12 protein-coding genes are annotated in these 16,230 nt (G+C 65.7%); 3 read left to right on the plus strand and 9 right to left on the minus strand.

The features are described from left to right. Positions 1 to 5: 5 nt before the first annotated feature. Entirely contained in the window at positions 6 to 1,628 is a 1,623-nt protein-coding gene (locus tag RS901_RS21440) for a right-handed parallel beta-helix repeat-containing protein (protein ID WP_316155558.1), read from the plus strand. A gap of 128 nt (positions 1,629 to 1,756) precedes the next feature. Here RS901_RS21440 and RS901_RS21445 read toward each other — a convergent pair whose 3' ends face one another. The 6 genes from RS901_RS21445 to RS901_RS21470 all read right to left on the minus strand — a co-directional run bounded on the left by RS901_RS21445 (position 1,757) and on the right by RS901_RS21470 (position 9,154). After that, positions 1,757 to 4,192: a polysaccharide biosynthesis tyrosine autokinase gene (locus RS901_RS21445; protein ID WP_316155560.1), complete on the minus strand. Its 2,436-nt coding sequence runs from the start codon at positions 4,190 to 4,192 to the stop codon at positions 1,757 to 1,759. 78 nt (positions 4,193 to 4,270) lie between these two features. Further along, on the minus strand, positions 4,271 to 4,993 hold the full coding sequence (locus RS901_RS21450) for a Crp/Fnr family transcriptional regulator (protein WP_316155562.1): 723 nt from the start codon (positions 4,991 to 4,993) through the stop codon (positions 4,271 to 4,273). 509 nt (positions 4,994 to 5,502) lie between these two features. After that, positions 5,503 to 6,486, minus strand: coding sequence for a DUF1839 family protein (locus RS901_RS21455; protein WP_316155564.1), 984 nt, complete (start codon positions 6,484 to 6,486; stop codon positions 5,503 to 5,505). 663 nt (positions 6,487 to 7,149) lie between these two features. After that, on the minus strand, positions 7,150 to 7,464 hold the full coding sequence (locus RS901_RS21460; RefSeq protein WP_316155566.1) for a hypothetical protein: 315 nt from the start codon (positions 7,462 to 7,464) through the stop codon (positions 7,150 to 7,152). A gap of 123 nt (positions 7,465 to 7,587) precedes the next feature. Beyond that, entirely contained in the window at positions 7,588 to 8,046 is a 459-nt protein-coding gene (locus RS901_RS21465; RefSeq protein ID WP_316155567.1) for a DNA-binding response regulator, read from the minus strand. Between the two features lie 250 nt (positions 8,047 to 8,296). Next, a complete protein-coding gene (locus RS901_RS21470) occupies positions 8,297 to 9,154 on the minus strand; it encodes a response regulator transcription factor (protein WP_316155569.1) in 858 nt (285 codons plus the stop codon). A 500-nt stretch (positions 9,155 to 9,654) separates the two neighbouring features. Between RS901_RS21470 and RS901_RS21475 the strand changes: the two genes are divergently transcribed. Next, a complete protein-coding gene (locus RS901_RS21475; RefSeq protein WP_316155571.1) occupies positions 9,655 to 11,226 on the plus strand; it encodes a phage integrase family protein in 1,572 nt (523 codons plus the stop codon). Between the two features lie 51 nt (positions 11,227 to 11,277). On the opposite strand, the gene RS901_RS21480 is transcribed toward RS901_RS21475, so the two are convergent. Then, the gene (locus tag RS901_RS21480; protein WP_316155573.1) at positions 11,278 to 12,291 is read right to left on the minus strand and encodes a ParB/RepB/Spo0J family partition protein; all 1,014 of its coding nucleotides are present in this window, start codon (positions 12,289 to 12,291) and stop codon (positions 11,278 to 11,280) included. A gap of 2 nt (positions 12,292 to 12,293) precedes the next feature. After that, positions 12,294 to 12,953, minus strand: coding sequence for an AAA family ATPase (locus RS901_RS21485; RefSeq protein ID WP_010811147.1), 660 nt, complete (start codon positions 12,951 to 12,953; stop codon positions 12,294 to 12,296). Positions 12,954 to 13,330: 377 nt separating this feature from the next. Between RS901_RS21485 and RS901_RS21490 the strand changes: the two genes are divergently transcribed. Beyond that, on the plus strand, positions 13,331 to 13,534 hold the full coding sequence (locus RS901_RS21490; RefSeq protein WP_006159056.1) for a cold-shock protein: 204 nt from the start codon (positions 13,331 to 13,333) through the stop codon (positions 13,532 to 13,534). Positions 13,535 to 13,711: 177 nt separating this feature from the next. Here RS901_RS21490 and RS901_RS21495 read toward each other — a convergent pair whose 3' ends face one another. Next, the gene (locus tag RS901_RS21495; protein WP_013951727.1) at positions 13,712 to 14,806 is read right to left on the minus strand and encodes a replication protein RepA; all 1,095 of its coding nucleotides are present in this window, start codon (positions 14,804 to 14,806) and stop codon (positions 13,712 to 13,714) included. Between the last annotated feature and the right edge of the window lie 1,424 nt (positions 14,807 to 16,230).

A 16,230-nucleotide genomic window follows, 5' to 3' on the forward strand; every position in this document is an offset into this window, starting at 1 on the left:
GGGACATGATGTCTGCTCCGCACAAGCGAACGAGGTCGAAGCGCCTCTGGCCGTCCGTCTCCGCAGTCGCCTGTTCTTCGTTCCTGCTGCTGCCGAGCTACGCGCAGACCGGATCCGGGGCGACAACCGGGAGCGCGAATGAAACCCGGCAAGGTTCCGGCAACCCATCGGGCGCAGGCGCGGCAGACGCCGCGGCCACGGAGCCCTCCGGACGCCCGGATCCCTGCCCGCTCCTGAGCGCCGAGAAACAGGCCTATCCCGGCGCCACCGTGAGGTCCATCACCTCCTACGGGGCCAGGGGAGATGGCGCCGCGGATGAATATCTGGCCTTCCAGATGATGGCGGCGGATATTTCCAATCAACGGTTTACCAGGCGGCAGATCGTATATTTCCCCAAGGGCACCTACTACATCGATCGCTACGCCGTCACCCGCGGTCCCTGGGCGAATCACAACCAGAATATCCGGCTGCTGAAAGCCAGCAACTTCAGCCTGATCGGCTGCACCGGGGCCGTGGTTTCCTTCAAGGGGAACTTCACCATCACCAACGACCACTTCTCTGGCCGATCATGGTATTCCGCCAGGCACCAGCTCGGGTTCGAGATCAGGAACGCCAGCAACTTCAGGATCTCGGGCCTGGAGCTCAACGGCAACGTCAACAAGCTGTCGCGGCCGCCCTCGCCGAATGGCAAGCCCCTGAGTGAGACACCGTCTTATGGCATCCAGACCAACGCGAGCTCCAACTATGAGCTCAGCCACCTGAAGATCCATCACTTTGCCTGCGATGGCCTGTTCATTGGCGGCGACTTCACCGCCGATCTCAATGGCACCATCCACGCGGTGGATTCGTACAACAATGCCCGTCAAGGCATGAGCATCATGCAGGCAAGATCCTTCCGGATCACCAACTCCTCATTCCGCAACACGGGCCTGACCGACGGGGCCTACCCTACCCACGCGCCCGCCGCCGGGGTGGATATCGAGCCAGACGGAACGCCGGCCGACGGCGTGACCGCAAGAACTGGAGAAATGGTCTTCGATGCCTGCCGCTTCGTGAATAACAAAGGCTCGCAGTTCGTCGGCGGCGACAATGGCCGGAACACCGAGAACGTCACCATCCGGAATTCGGAATTCGTCGGCCGGGCCGGGAACAAGCATCCTTACGTGATCATCCTGTCGGCGCCCGGATCCGTCATTGAAAACAATCACATCGATACCATCGACGGCGGTGTTTATCCCTCTTTCTCGGAAGGCATTGGCGACATGAAGGCAGTGAATACGATCGTCAGGGGAAACACCATCAGGAGCAGTGGCGTCGGGCTCCAGGCGGCCGATGCGGGGGCAAGCGTCGTGATCGAGAACAACACCTTCATCAGCACGCACGGGCCTGACTACCGCGACGATTTTCCCAATATCAGGGCCGGGGTTGCCAGCTTCTCAGGCAACAAGCTTTCCTATCCGCACAAGAACTTCGGCTCCAGATCGGTGGTCGGCATCATCAACGCAGCCACGTTCATGAACAACTCGATCACGACGGACCTGACCGGTGGCAACTACACCATCAAGGTGGGCGCCGGTGCCGATGCTGCAAACAACGTCGTTGGTGCCCATATCCTGCTCGCGCCATAGCGGCCTCGCGTGGCCCGCTGACCTGACTCGCACGCCATCGCACGCCGTCGCGTGCCGCCGCGGCCCATTCCTGCGGCAGGACACTAACGGACTGTCCGCAGAAATGGGTACGGCCGACGTCCTGCCGCTCAGGATTGCCCGGGCGTTTCTGACTTTGCCAGTGCCGGATGCCTGAGCTGCGGCGGCGGCAGGGGCATGCCCAGATAGGGATTGATGGTGTTGAAGTCCGCCCGGTTGCTGCGCCGGGGCATGACACCGTTGAGGATGCCGCCGGCCAGCCGCGCATTGGCATGCGCCAGGCGCTTGAGGGTTTCGTCGACCTGCGCCGTCGCCGTGACATCGGCACGCACCACCACCAGAGTGGAACCGGCCAGGCTGGCCACCAGCGTGGCATCGGCCACCGCCATCACTGGCGGCGTGTCCACCAGCACCAGGTCGAAGCGCCCCGCGCACAGCCGCAGGGATTCAGCCAGCGCAGGCAGCATCAGCAGCTCGGACGGATTGGCCGGCACCGCGCCGCGGCTGAGCAGGAACAGTCCGTTGACCACGCTCGGCTTGACCGCGTCGGCGATCGCGCTGCGGCCCGCAAGCACTTCTGCCAGCCCCGGCTCGGCAGGCAGGTCGAACCAGTCCGCCACGCGGCCGCGGCGCAGGTCCGCGTCGACAAGCAGCACGCGCTGGCCGGCTTCAGCGAACAGCACCGCCAGGTTGACCGCGGCGAAGGTCTTGCCGGCGGCGGCGGCGGGGCTGGTCACCGCGACCACGCAGTTGGGCGCATCGCGCAACGCGAAATGCAGCGCCGCCCGCAGCGTGCGCAGGCCTTCCACGGCGAGCGAATGCGGGGCGCGCCGCGCCAGCAGGAACTGGTCGTGCAGGCCCTGGCGCATCAGCCGTTCGGCGCGCGCGCGCTCGTCCTCGGGGGCGGCGGCCGTGGCGGCGTCGATCACGCTGGTGTCAGGCTCGGGCCAGCCCAGGCACACATTGGGCGGCAGCACAAAGCCGGAGGCGATGCCCAGGCGGCGCTTGGCGTCGACCAGCCGTTCCAGCTCGGTCTGCTCGTTGCTGAAGGCGATATCGCCCAGCATGGCCATGCCCAGGCGCTCTTCCGCATCGGCGGCGCTGGCTACCGACGGGCGCATGCGCTGGCGCAGGTTGACCGCGGCCACACCCAGGCACAGGCCGAGCAAGGCGCCGCCGGACGCGAACGGCCACGCGCCGAGACCGACCGGTGTGACCGGCGCGATTGCGGCATCGACCACGCGCATCTGGGTGGAGCTGTCGGACAGCATCAGCGACAGCTGCTCGACCTTGCTGCGCAGGGACATGTACATGTCTTCGGCCACCTTAACGTCACGCGTGAGCGCCACCGATTCGCGCTCGGAGGCCGACAAGGTCTGCATGCGCGCGTCGATCTCCGCGCGCTCGCGAGTCATCTGCTGGATCTGGCTGTCGACGGTGCGGACCTCGTTGGCCTCGGGCGTGAAGCGCTGCAGCAGCCGCGTGCGCTCAAGCCTGAGCGCTGCAATCTGGCGCTGGTACTCCATGCTGTTGCTCAGGAACGACTGCGCGTCGCGGCTGGGCTGGAGCGAACCCGTGCGCGCGCGGTAGCGCGTGAGCGCCTCTTCGGCGCGCGTGAGTTCGCTCTGCACGCGCGGCAGCTCGCCTGACAGGAACGCGAGCGTGCCGGCCGCGTCCTGGCGGCGCTTGTCGGTCTGGCCGTCGATATAGGCGCGCGTCACCCCGTTGACGAGTTGGGCGGCAAGCTGGCGGTCCGGGTATTGCCAGCTCACGCGCACGGTGCCGCCCGGCGCGGTCAGGGGGTCGGCCGCGCCACCCAGGCTCGCCGGGGTTTCGCTGCGTTCGCTTTCCACCGTGAGCCCGCGGCGCACGGACTCGGCGGTGCGGGCCAGGTCGTGCCGCGTGAGCTGGAAGCGCGTACCGGGCGCGGCCTCGATCTTGTCCACGCGCAGCACAATGCCGTTGTCCATCGCGGTCTCGCCGGCCTGCCCTTCGAGCAGCAAAGTGTCCTGCTGCATCAGGCGGTAGCGGCCCTCGCCGCGCACCTCGAGGGTGAGCGGCTGGTCTACCAGCGCCTCGGGCACGGTCATGCTGGCGATCACCAGGCGCTCGCCCCCCCAGGCATAGCCCAGGCTGGCGGGCCAGGTGCCGCGCGGCTGGCCGGGTGTGGAAAAGCGCTGGACCAGCGCGCCCACCAGCGGCGCACGCAGCGGCTGCGCGGTGATATCGAGCCGCAGCCGTTCCACCACCGGACCGACCACGGCGCGGCTTTTGAGCAGGCCCGCGTCGAAGGCCGCCGGGCCCTGCATCTGGGCGACGCTGCGCATGCCGCCATCGCGCCCCTCTACCTGCACCAGCGCCTGCGCGCGATACTGCGGCGGCGCCGACAGCGCCACCAGCAAGCCTGCGGCCGCACCGGCCACGCCAGCCGCGGCGATCCAGCCGAGGTGGTCCATCAGCGCGCGCGCCTGCGTGACGCCCGGCTGGGCCTCACGGCGCGGGGTGGCGCTCTCAGCCGGGCCACCGGCATATGACAGTCTGCTCACGACTACAGCTCCTCAAATGGGATCGGCGCGGCATATGCACGCCGCGCTTCGCAGGCCACGCGCGCCGGAGCGTATCGCTCAGGCGCTGGCCAGCGCGGGCAGCAGGCGGTCATACTCGCGCTTGACGAGCTTGTAGCACTCGCACGAATGCTTCTCCAGCCCGCAGCGGTCAAGCACGGTGATATGGCCGCGGCTGTGGTGGATCAGGCCCAGGTCTTCCAGCTTGCCGGCCGCTTCGGTCACGCCTTCGCGGCGCACGCCGAGCATGTTGGCGATGACCTGCTGGGTGATCACCAGCTCGTTGGAGCTGAGCCGGTCGATGGCCAGCAGCAGCCAGCGGCACAGTTGCTTGTTCAGGGAGTGGTGGCGGTTGCAGGCCGCGGTCTGTGCAATCTGCGTGAGCATGGCCTGCACGTACAGCAGCGTCACGCGCTGCAGCGTGGGCAGGCGCGGCAGCTCGCCGCGCAGCTGGCGCGCGGGAATGCGGTAGGCCATGCCGGGGCTGCGCACTTCCACCCGGCTGGGCATGGTGTCGCCGCCGGTGACCACGGGGATGCCGACCAGCCCTTCGTTGCCGACTGCGGCGATCTCGACCGTCGCGCCGTCCTCCAGCAGCGACAGCAGCGACACCACCGCAGTGGTCGGGAAATAGACGTGGACGATGCGCTGGCCGGAATCAGTCAGGAGTTCGCCGGCGCGCAGACGGACCAGCTCGAAGTGCTGCGCCAGCGTCTCCCACTCGCCGCGCGGCAGCGCGCTGAGCAGGTGATTGACATGCAGATCCGATCGATGCGTAATCATTTTCGTACCCCCTGTCCAATCCCGTGTCCGGGAACAACGCTCTGCCGGCCTGGCTCGGCACGACTGCTGCCCGAGAACCGGCCGGCTACGCCACCGACCCAGGTGCGGCGCTCTTTGCAAGCCAGTGCCTCTATTTAGCGTCATGGCAGCGCGCTCCGACAGTAGGCGAACGGCTGGGAAACGGTCATCCATCGGGAGGTTGGACCGAAAGGCGAGAGTGAAGCGGGCGCTAACAAAGGCACCATGCGCCGCGGCGGCTGCGATGTCTGCCGCCGCCGCACGAGGCGAGGCAGCACGGCGGCTGGAAGCAGCTCCGGGCTAATCAGCCACGGCAGGCACGCAAGGCTGGATACATGGCATGCCCTCCGCTGTCGGCATGAGATCCGGGCTATCGTGCAAAAGGCGGATGCACCGGCTTGCCCCCGGCGCCGGTTCAAACCGGTTCTGTGCCACGCGCCAGAGGCGGCACACAAGCCACGGGTTGCCCGCTGCAGGCACGATCTGCCGGCTCATGGCGTGAACTCGCCGAAATGCGCGGCCAGCAACGGCACGCTGGCCAGGTATGAGGCTTCGAGCTGGTCCAGGCAGTCTTCGCAACGGTCAGGCTTGCGGCTGATGACCGCGCGCATCAGGCGGAACTGCATCACCATCGCCTCCGAGGCCATGGTGTAGCAGGCTTGCGCCGCCTTCTCGGGCACCTCCTGCCCGTGCAGCACCAGCCAGCGCAGGTAGCGCGCCAGCAGTTCGAAATTGGCGCCGAGCTGGCGCAGCACGCCTGACGCGTAGTGGTGAAAGCCCGGTTCGCCGCGCGCCATCAGCCGCTCGAGATGCTGGGGAAACACCGCGCGAAACAGGGTGACGGGGTTTTCGCGCGGACGGTTGCCCAGGTGAAAGCGCAGCAATGCCAGCGAGGCCTCGAGCAGCGTCTCGGCAGCGTGCGGGTGCCCGTTGCGGCGGACCACGTCGGCATGCATGAAGGGCAGCGTCTCGGCACTGCGCACGCCTGGTGCCAGGCGAATGATGGCGGCGTAGTCCTCGCCGGTCGCGGTGTGGTAGCCGTCGGAGTGGTAGTAGCCGACCGCGCCGGCCTCGGGGATCAGCACATCGATGGCAATGCAGGTGGGCATGCAATGGCGCAGGTAGCCCGCGCCGCGGGGTGGCGGCAGCTGGCTGCTGTCCAGCTCCATCACGACGATATGGCCGCGCGAGGTCTGTGCCGCCACGTGCGACTCGAGCGAGTCGTAGAACGCCAGTGCGTGCACGGTGAGGCCGTACAGCCGCTCCAGGTCGGCATCCGGAAAGCGGCACTGCGTGAAGTGGTCGGCCTCGAAGTCCTGCCGCACCGCGCAGGCCAGTGCCGCGACCGGCGGCAGGTCCAGCCCGTGCAGCAGTTCGATCCAAAGGTCGATATGGCAGTTGACGTGCGACCACACCGGATTGCCGCCGCGCAACCCCGGTCCGCCCCGCCCGCGCATCCTGGTGTCGCCGTGCACTAGTGACCTCCGCGCCTGCCATGCCGTTTCATGAGCGGGTACGGATGGCCCATGCCGGGCCCGCGCGCGTGCCTGACGTGCGATATGGCAGGCCGAGCGCTGACACCAGTCATTTTTCCGTCTCCCCCTGAACCCGAGCCAGATACTTGCTGCCATTGGCCGTAATGGCGATCTTGGCGCGCGCGGTTCAGGCCAGTCTGTTGGACGGCGCACAAACAGGCAGACGGTTCAGGCAGTTCAGGGGCACTCAGCCGCAAATATGCGCGCATGGTGCTTCTGGTTGATGGAGGAGGGCGAGTTGATTGGTTATCGTCAAGGAGACGTGTGGGCGGGCAGTATGGCCCGCACGCCTTCAAAGCCCGCATGGTCCCCCGGTCGGCGGGCTTCTTTTTTGGCTCGCCGGCTAGTGTCCTGTTCCGCAAATACCTTGCCATGAAATCGACCGGTTGGCCGCCATGCGTCGTTGCTCGTCGTTGCCATAGCTACGGCTATGGCGCCTCCTCGCGCCTAGCCTGACAGCCAACTGGACGATTTCATTTTGGCAAGCCATCTACGCAACAGGACACTAGCTGCGCGATCACGAAGGGAATGACAAAGGCACAGTGGCACCCGGCGAGGCCGCCGGGTGCCACTGTGCATGATTCTCGCGGGATGCCTGCAGGTTCAGGCTACGAGTGGCGGCGGCACGCGATGCCGATGCTGAGCAATGATCAGCGCCCTCAGGCTTTCCACACGCAGCCGCGCTTCGCGCTCGCCGGCCGCACGGGCCGCGTCGGCTGCGGCCAGCTCGCAGTCAAACTGACGCCCGTGCAGTTCACCGCGGTAGAGCAGCGGCTCATCGCTGCCCTCATTGGCACCCGCGTGGCAACCATCGTCCAGGCTGCTAGCCAGCCTGATCTCGAAGCAGCACGCCCACTTGCCTCTGCCTTCGCGCACAGCAAAGCCGCGAACGACGAGGAATTCCAGTCCGGCCTCCATATGACCCCCTTACTTCCCCGGGGCGGCCTGCCTGCAAACTGGGCTGGCTTCTGCCTCCGGGCGAATCAAGCATAGGTGATCGGGTGCGATGCGCACTCCTCCGGTGGATGTAGGACGGCTCGCTCAAACGAGGGAGGCGCCCGTCCCGTTGGCGCCCGTCAGTGACAGCGCCATGCGCGGAAAACACTGGCCGCCCGCCCAGACCAGCACGGTGGCTGCGCAGACCAGTTCGAGCGGTGCCGGCAGCGCGAGACACCCGCTGGCACCAAGCAGCGCGGCATGCAGCATCAGCGAGGCATCGAGGCGATCGGACAGCACCAGCCAGCGCCGTGGCGCCAGGCGTGCCTGCAGCTGGTCCAGCAACGCACGCGGGTCACCTTCCAGCGCGCTGCAATCGATCAGCGCAACATCCGCCGGGTCCGGCGATGGCTCCGATGACCACGCCTGCGTCGATGCGCACGCTGATTCATGCAGCCACTGCGGCGTGCGCCACGTGATCGGCTGCGGCACGTCCAGTGCGTTCAGGCGACGCGCCAGGACACGGCACATCATTTCATTGCTGGCGATGAGGTAGGTCGGCATTGACTCGGTCTGGCAGCGGGCCCGGGCCGCAGATGCGCTTGCCACCCGGTCGGGATCCGGGCCGCGGCGCGGCCCGCCTTGCAGGGCATCAGGGCAGCGCAAGCCGCCGGCAAAAGTGTCTGCAGATGCCTTTCATCCCAAGGTAGCAAGCCGCCGCCGCCATTGCCTCATGCTTTTGGCCGAGAGCCGCACGCCAGAAGGATGAGGCGCGGATGAGCGTGTGGCGCCCTGGAACCCGCGCCGCCACCAGTCACGCTGCCTGGCAGGTATGGTCAGGCGCCGGCACGCGGGTCACCGGATTGGCGGGCGTGGGGGGCCCGGCCCAGTTGAGCGTGGCCCCCTTCTGCAGGGCAACGTAGACGGCTTCGCCCTTGTTGCGCACGTGCAGGCGCTGGTACAGCGTGCAGGCATGCGTCTTCGCGGTGGCCACCGAGATATTCAGCATGCGGCTGACCGTCTTGATGGGATAGCCCCGCGCCAGCAGCGCAAGCACTTCGTACTGGCGCTCGGTGATGTTCAGCAGGTGCGCGCCGGCCGACGGGGTTTCGTGGTACGTCGCATGCGCCTGGAAATGGCGCTGGGGCGAGGGCACCGCGTGCTCGAGCATGGCCTCGCCGATGCCCGCGCGCAGCGCCACAACCCGGGCCTCGCCCTGCCCGGCGCTGCTTGCCGCGGGGACATGGCCGGCTTCGAGTTCCGGTTGCCAGGCGTGGCTGCCCGGGGCACGCGCCGGGAAACACTCGCCGCCGGCCAGCACCAGCCGCACCGCCGCATCGAGCGCATCCGCGCTGCAGCTCTTGGCCACGCAACCGCGCACCGGGTCAGGCAAGCCCGCACCCGGCAGCGATGGCGCCGCCTGATCGCTCAGGACCAGCACGCGCTGCGGGCGTAGCCGCTGGCACAGTTCGTCCAGCATGGCCCAGCCGCCAGCGTGGTCGGCAGGCAGACCATAGATCAGCAGGTCGGCATCGTACAGCCACAAATCCGAATCGACTGGGGCGAGGGGATCGATATCGATCAGGTCACCAGGAATATGTGCTTGGGCCAGCAGATGGCGCAGACCCAGGCGCAGGAGGGGGTGAGGCTCGATCAAGAGGATGGTGGCCATGGCCGCTCTCTTATTATTGCGGCAAGTACGGACCCTGCGACAATCCGCGCTTGCTTGTCGGAAATGCTCCGCTATGTTGCGGTTGCAGTTCCATACGATCCGCCATCGCTCCAGACCGCCTTTGCAGCCTTCCCGTCTGGCTGCAGGTCCGTCCTTCCCGTGGAGATACCGGATCGCCCCGTTTTGCGTGTTAAGACGCTTATGTAGAAACAGTCTTAGATACGACTGAAGTCTGATCTAAGTATTTATAACTCCTGACCTGCAGCATATGAAACGCGTAGTGCGAATGCAAGGTGATGGTGCGCTGCGACGGGTTTTCCCCGAGCACTGCCTGACGCCAGCATACGGATCGCACCGGGCCAGCGGGGATGACTTTCCAGTGAAAACACGCATAAAATTATCGGCATTGCATTTCGCTATGCATTTCGGGCCGGATGAATTCTCGCTCGCTTCAAGTGCCTTATAAATCAAGAAGTTAGCCATTCAGCGCATACGTGCCCATGATTCCTGGAATGATGACGGTCAGCCTCACCCGCAGCGAGTTTGCGGCGGTGCGCGCTTATGTCCAGGGCATGCCGGCGGCCATGGTGGTGCCCCGCTACCTGGCCGACGAAAGCGATGACGACGAAGACGGGGCCGAGTCTTCACTGCGGATCCTGCTTGCCCTGCGCGACCGGATGGTCCAGCTTGCGCACCTGCACGGCCGGGCAGACTTGGCCGAACTGCTGCTGGCCGGCCCCGGCCGCTCCAACCGCGGCATGGACCGCCGGGTGGACGCCCTCGCCGAGCTCGAACGGCTGGGCACGGCGGCGCCGCGCCCCCAGCATGGCGTGGAGTTGTGGTTTGCCCCGGCCTTGGCGCGACGCTTGCGCAAGGCTGAAATTGTGACTCTTAATACTCTTTTTGAGCTTGCAAACCAGCGCGGCAGCGCCTGGTGGCGGGTCGTCCCGCGCATTGGCGCGCTGGCCGGCGCCGCCGTCAACCGCTGGCTCAGCGAGAACCGTGCCGCCTTCCGAGACCCGGACGGCAAGCCGCTGCTGGGCGCGCATGTCGGCAACCGCACCTTGATCGAGCAAGGCGGGCTGGGGCCAGGGATGCGCCAGCCGTTGCCGCTGGAATGGATGACCGCTTCGCCCGCGTCGGAGCCAGACGCCTGCTGCCCATACAGCCAGGGCCTCGACGTGGTCCAGGCCTGGCTGCGCGATGCCGCCGGCGACAACGGCAGCACGTTTTCGGCCTACCGCAAGGAGGCGGAGCGCTTGCTGCTCTGGGCAGCGCTGGAGCGGCGCAAGGGCCTGTCCCAGCTCGATCTGGACGACCGCTGGGCCTACCTCGGCTTCCTGGCTCAGCCCGAACCGGCCAGCCGCTGGTGCGGACCGCGCGCACCGCGCCACCTGGCCGCATGGCGTCCGTTCACCGGCCCGCTCAGTCCGGCGAGCGTGCGGCACAGCATGCGGGTGCTGGCCGCCCTCTTCCGCTGGATGCATGCCAACGGGTACCCCGGCGCGGCGCTCTGGCCAGCGCAGGTCCCGGACGGCACCGACGCATCGGCGGCAACTGCGGCGGCCGCGCAGGTTCCCGCAGCCAGCCTGGCCCCCTTCCTGTCATGGCTGGAACGCCGGGGCGGCGACGGCGATGGACAGCGCTACCGGACGGCCCATGCGGCAATCCTGCTGTTGCGGGAACACCGGCTCAGCCTGGACCGGCTGACCTCGGTTACGCGACGTTCACTGGCACAGATGCAGCCGCCTGCGTGGAGTTCGGATGACGGTATGGGGAGTACTACGGCAAACGGCATGCCTGGCTTTGGTGCGACCACGCAGCACGCGCTGGTCCGGCATTGGCATGACCGCAATCTCCAGTGGGATGGCGCGGGCACCGAAGACGCGTCGCTGATCGGCCCACCCGCCCCGCCGCCGACCCGGCGCGCGCAGCGCAAGCTGGCGGCATTGCCCCAGGCAGGCTACTCGGTGCGCGGCCTGCACGCCCTGCTGTCCAGCATGCTTGAGCGCTACCGCAAGACCTGTGACCAGGAGTTTGGCGCGCGGTCGCCGCGCGATCTGCTGGCCTGAGCACGGCGGCGGCAGTACTGCCGCCGCAGCGCCATGACTTGCCTGTCCGGCTCAGAGCAGCGTCTTGTCCAGCCCGAAGCGGGCCTTCAGGGCCTCGACCAGCGCCTCGCGGGCACTGCGGTCGCTCAGCTGCACGTCCAGCATCACGCGTCCCGAGTCCCATTCCTTGATGGTGCCCAGCAACTGGCCGCTGTCGGTCCGGATCTTGTATTGCCGGCTGATTTCCTTGACCTTGCGCGCCTTGCCTTCCTGCGCGTGCTTGCGGATGGCTTCAACCTCGCGGCTCGACAGGCCGTCATTGATGATGCGCCCCGCCAGTTCGCGCGTGCGGTCCTCGCCCGCCAGCTTGCAGTACAGCGTCAGCTCATAGCCCGCGGCGATGCCGATCGCGCTCGGGCGCTCGCGCATCACGCCCAGCACGGACTCGGGCAGGCGCAGCAGCGCCAGCGTCTTATTCACGGTGCCAGCCGACATGCCGGTCAGCTCGCAGATTTCCTCTTCCTTCTGGACCTTGCCTTCGTCCAGCAGCTGGCGCCAGGCGATCGCATTGTCCAGCGCCGACTGGTCCGAGCGTTGCTCGTTGAGCATGAACGACAGCCGGTAGAAGTCCAGGTCGCTCAGGTCGTTTTCGACAAAACATTCCATCTCGAGCTTGCCGGCAGACGCCAGGGCTCGCTTGCGGTAATGACCGTCGATCAGGATGTAATGGCCGGGGCGCGCCGGGTCGGGCGCGGCCAGGCCGGGCGTCTTCTGACCGTGCGTGGCGATGGATGCCGCCCGCTCCTGCACCACGGCGGGATCGTAGAGGCGCCGCGCGTTGAGGGGATTGTCGTGCAGTTGCGCCAGCGGGATCCTGATCAGCTGCCGGCCCGCGGCGGCTTCGCCAAGACTTTCAGCGCTGAAAACGGGCGTGCCATCGGCTCCCCTGCCCTGCAGCAAGCCGTTCGGATGCTGGGAAATGGCCGCTTCCGCGCGTGCGAAGCGGTCCAGCGTTTCGTTGCGGTTCTTTTCGGCCGCCATGCCGGCCAGCATGCCAGCCTTAAGGCTCTTCAGTTTGGTAGCCATGCCTAGTGCTCAATCAAAGACAGTATTTCGTCGACCATCATGTCGACCTCCTGCACCGCCTCACGTGCGCCGGCAACGCCATGCACGGTGCAGCCGATCGCCTGGCATTCCCGGAATGCCGAGCGCGACCCAATCATCGAATTCAACAACGGTACGTCGCCGTCGTCGCCAAGGATTTCAATAGCCTGGCGCGCGATCGAGACGCGGCGTTGGACCATATTGGCCATCACGCGGATCAGCAAGGATTCATTCTGGACCTGGGCGTGTTGCGCCAGCGTCTTGGCCGCTACCGCCGCCCACAGATCCGGCGGCGAAGGCACAACCGGGATAATGGCAAGATCGGAAATCAGCAGCGCGCTCGAGGGCGCTGCCGAATGCACCGCCGGCGGGCAATCCACGACGATGTAGTCATAATCCTGGACGAACTTGCGGACCTCGCGGTGCATGGCGCCGCCCGAGGGCGCCAGGCCGATCACGGAAGCCGGGAAAGGCCGCTCGTCGCTGGCCTGAGCCGCCCATCGGGTGGCGGTGCCTTGCTCGTCCATGTCGACCAGCATTGAACGCGCGCCGCGCAGGCCGAGCGTACCGGCAAGGTGCATGCTGACCGTGGTCTTGCCGCAACCACCTTTCTGGTTAAAGACTGTGATGATTTTGGCTGGCACTGCGACCTCTCTTTCAGCGCTGAAAGCGCGGTTGATTCTTAAGGCGCAACTGTAGCCAAAACCAGGTGATGCTTCAACCGTTTTTCAAATTTACAAAATATATGTTACCGCGACTGGGGGCACCGACCGCCATTTGGCAGGCGGAAACGCGCCGGACCGTAAAATTCCTTGAAAAGCAGGCCGGAATGTGCCTAAAGTATCTGTAGTGCGCATTACGCCGCACATGACACCGCAATCCAAAGTGGTTATGATGCGCGCTACAGTCGAGTCAAGTCGTGTCAACCTCGTCGGCTTCCGTTCGGTATCTACGAGAACTCAACGTGCTTGAACGGTTGTTTGCGTTGTGTACAAGAACTTGCTTCGAAAAGGAAATTCCTATGGCAACCGGTACGGTCAAGTGGTTCAACGAGACCAAGGGCTTTGGCTTCATTACCCCGGACGACGGCGGTGCAGACCTGTTCGCGCACTTCTCGGAAATCCAGGGCTCGGGCTTCAAGACCCTGAAGGATGGGCAGCGCGTGACGTTTGAAGTCAAGCAAGGCCCGAAGGGCCTGCAGGCTTCGGCAATCAAGCCGGCCTGACCAGCCTCGGCTGACCCCGCCCGTTGCGGATCCGTCCGCGGCGGGCAAACAAAAAAGGCAAGCGTTGAACGCTTGCCTTTTTTGTATTCAGGGGCCGCGCATGGTGGCCATCCCCCGCCGCTGCCGTCCCGAGAGCGCGTGCAACGGCGTACGCGGCCCGGGCCGGTAGCCAGGAGATCAGCCCAGCTTGCGCACGCTGGTCCGGGAGGGCTGCAGGATCAGTGCCTTGGACGAATCCGCGTCGACCTTGGCACCGGGGTACACCACCAGCACATCCTTCAGGGCCTTGCGGAACAGCGCGCGGAACTTGCGCTCGCTTTCGGTCTCGGTGCCGAACTGCATCTGCAGCGCTTCCCAAGGGATTTCCGTGCGGCGCTGGATCGTAAAGAAGCGGTAGGTCAGCCACGAATACACATCCAGCGCGAACGGCGACTGCTTCAGCGCTTTCAGAGCGCGCATGTCCACCGGCACCGGGCGGTTGACGAGCTCATTGAAGAACGGCTCGGACAGCACTACGAAGCTCTCGAACATGGACCCTTGGCCCGGTTGCATAGGGTCCCACCAGGTCGACAGCTGGTCGGCCAGCAGGTAGCCCACCCGGTCGATCGACAGCGGCTCGTGGTTGGGGTTCTGGTTCTGGCTCGGCGTCGACTTGTTCTGCACGATGGCAATGGTGGCCGAGAACAGGCGGATCATCTGCTGGCGTACCAGCGTCATGGTGCCGCGCTTGCCGCCGGTGGCCATCGGAATGCCGAGGTTGTACATGAACTCGGACAACGAATTGCCCAGCGAAATGCGCCGGTCCTCCACCGTGCCGGTGAATTCACCGCGTTTTTTCTTCGCCATGATCTCCTTGCCGATCCAGGCCAGCATCAGCCGCGGATAGGAGCCATAGGGGTAGCCCAGCGAGACGGTCTCGGACACCAGCTTCTGGCGGCCGTTGGCGGCACGCTCCGAGCGTTGCTGCGTGAAGTAGCCAGGCTGGATCATCAGCGAGATATTGCCGCTGGTGCGGGTCCATACCGGCGGCGCGCCCTTGGGCGCGCGGTAGGGCAGAGTCACCTGGACGCTGGCGCGGCTCAGGAAGCCGACTTCGCCGCTTTGCCAGGCGTCTTCACGCTCCATGGCCTGCGCTTCGTCGAACAGACGCTGGAATTTCTCGGACGGAACCAGGTTGTTCTCGTTGCCGGGAACAATGATGCGGGAGGGTTCGGCGTCCAGGTCGAGGACGCGTCGATCCCCCGTGGTGGCCGGGGAGCGTTTGATGGGCATATTGGCGAGCTTCGGATTACCCGCCTTTGTACTCGAAGCCGCAAAGGTTGTCACGCAGAAACAGGTACACAAAGCCTTTGCCTTGCTCGCCTGTTTTTTGCCAGCCGGGAATCTCACGACTGGTCGCATGGTGGCGGACGGTGGGCAACCCGCCAGGGTTGTCCACGGTTCGCCAGCCATCCACTACCAGTAAACGATACCGATACGGGTTAACTACTTGTAAACCGTATACGTGAAGTTCAGCGCCTTGATTCATAAGGGAAAAAGCAACCCCACCGAACCCGATTCTGCGGACAAGCGTACTCGATTCTGCGAAGGGCCGAACCCGTATCTGCGGCAAGCCGAACCTGTATCTGCGGGTGGCGCGAACTGGTTTCTGCGGGGATAACTCGCTGGTTCCACAGCCTTTTCCACAGCGGCCACCCCGCAAACCGTACCCGTTTCTGCGAGCAAGCGCCGGGTATACGCGGTTTACGAGCGTCTAGAGGCCTCCCTCCTGCAGAAAGCACCGCCAGAGCCCGGTTATCCACGCAGAAACTGGTTCACTTGCCGATCTGCCGGCGGGCGCTTTGCACGCCAGGCGTACCCGATTCTGCGTACCGAAGCCTGAAACCGTACCCATTTCTGCGCCGGCCTGAAAAGCGGCCGGCGTGTTGCCACAGCGTACCTGTTTCTGCGGCGTACCCATTTCTGCGTACCGCCCCGGGGAGCCCTGTGCGCCGCGAAGCGTACCTGTTTCTGCGTGCCTGTCACCGGGCTTCCTTGGGCACGCGTACCCGTTTCTGCGCAGACTTATGGGGTTGCTCCAGCGGATTTTCCACCCAGTTTCCATTGTACATGAGTGTTGCAGTAAAAGCTAGCGCCTACACTCAACGTATACGCAACAAACTCGCCAAGTTGCGTGCCGTACCTGTTTCTGCGCTGACACACCACGGTTGCCGCGCCTCGACCTGGTGGCCATCCGCCTCACATGCCGTAGGCGTACCAGTTTCTGCGTGGCGTAGCGTTGTGCACCCGCGCCTGCCGGCGTACCTGTTTCTGCGTGAGGCGCGGGCAGCCTCAGGCCTTCAGGTGGCTATTGCGTTGCAGCATTCGCCGTACCCGTTTCTGCGTCGTCGGTCCGGCCCGGTTTTGTGGATATGTCGGCGGAATGCGGGGGCAGACAAGCGCTGCCATCGGCCGAATCGAATTGGAAAAAAATCCAGGCGTACCCGTTTCTGCGTGCCAGAAGGTGCCGGGAAAGACCACATACCCCGCAGGGCGTACCTGTTTCTGCGTGCGCGCTGCGCAGCGCGAGCTGGCCCGCGAGGCCGACCGTACCCATTTCTGCGACGTCCACGGGCTGCGCCGGACTTCGTGCGGCGCAGCAGGGCGTACCCGATTCTGCGTGAGGCGAGGGGCGGGGTGGTGAGCGGGATGGCGTG

The sequence above is a fragment of the Cupriavidus sp. BIC8F genome (assembly GCF_032465815.1).
Lineage (GTDB): Bacteria > Pseudomonadota > Gammaproteobacteria > Burkholderiales > Burkholderiaceae > Cupriavidus > Cupriavidus necator.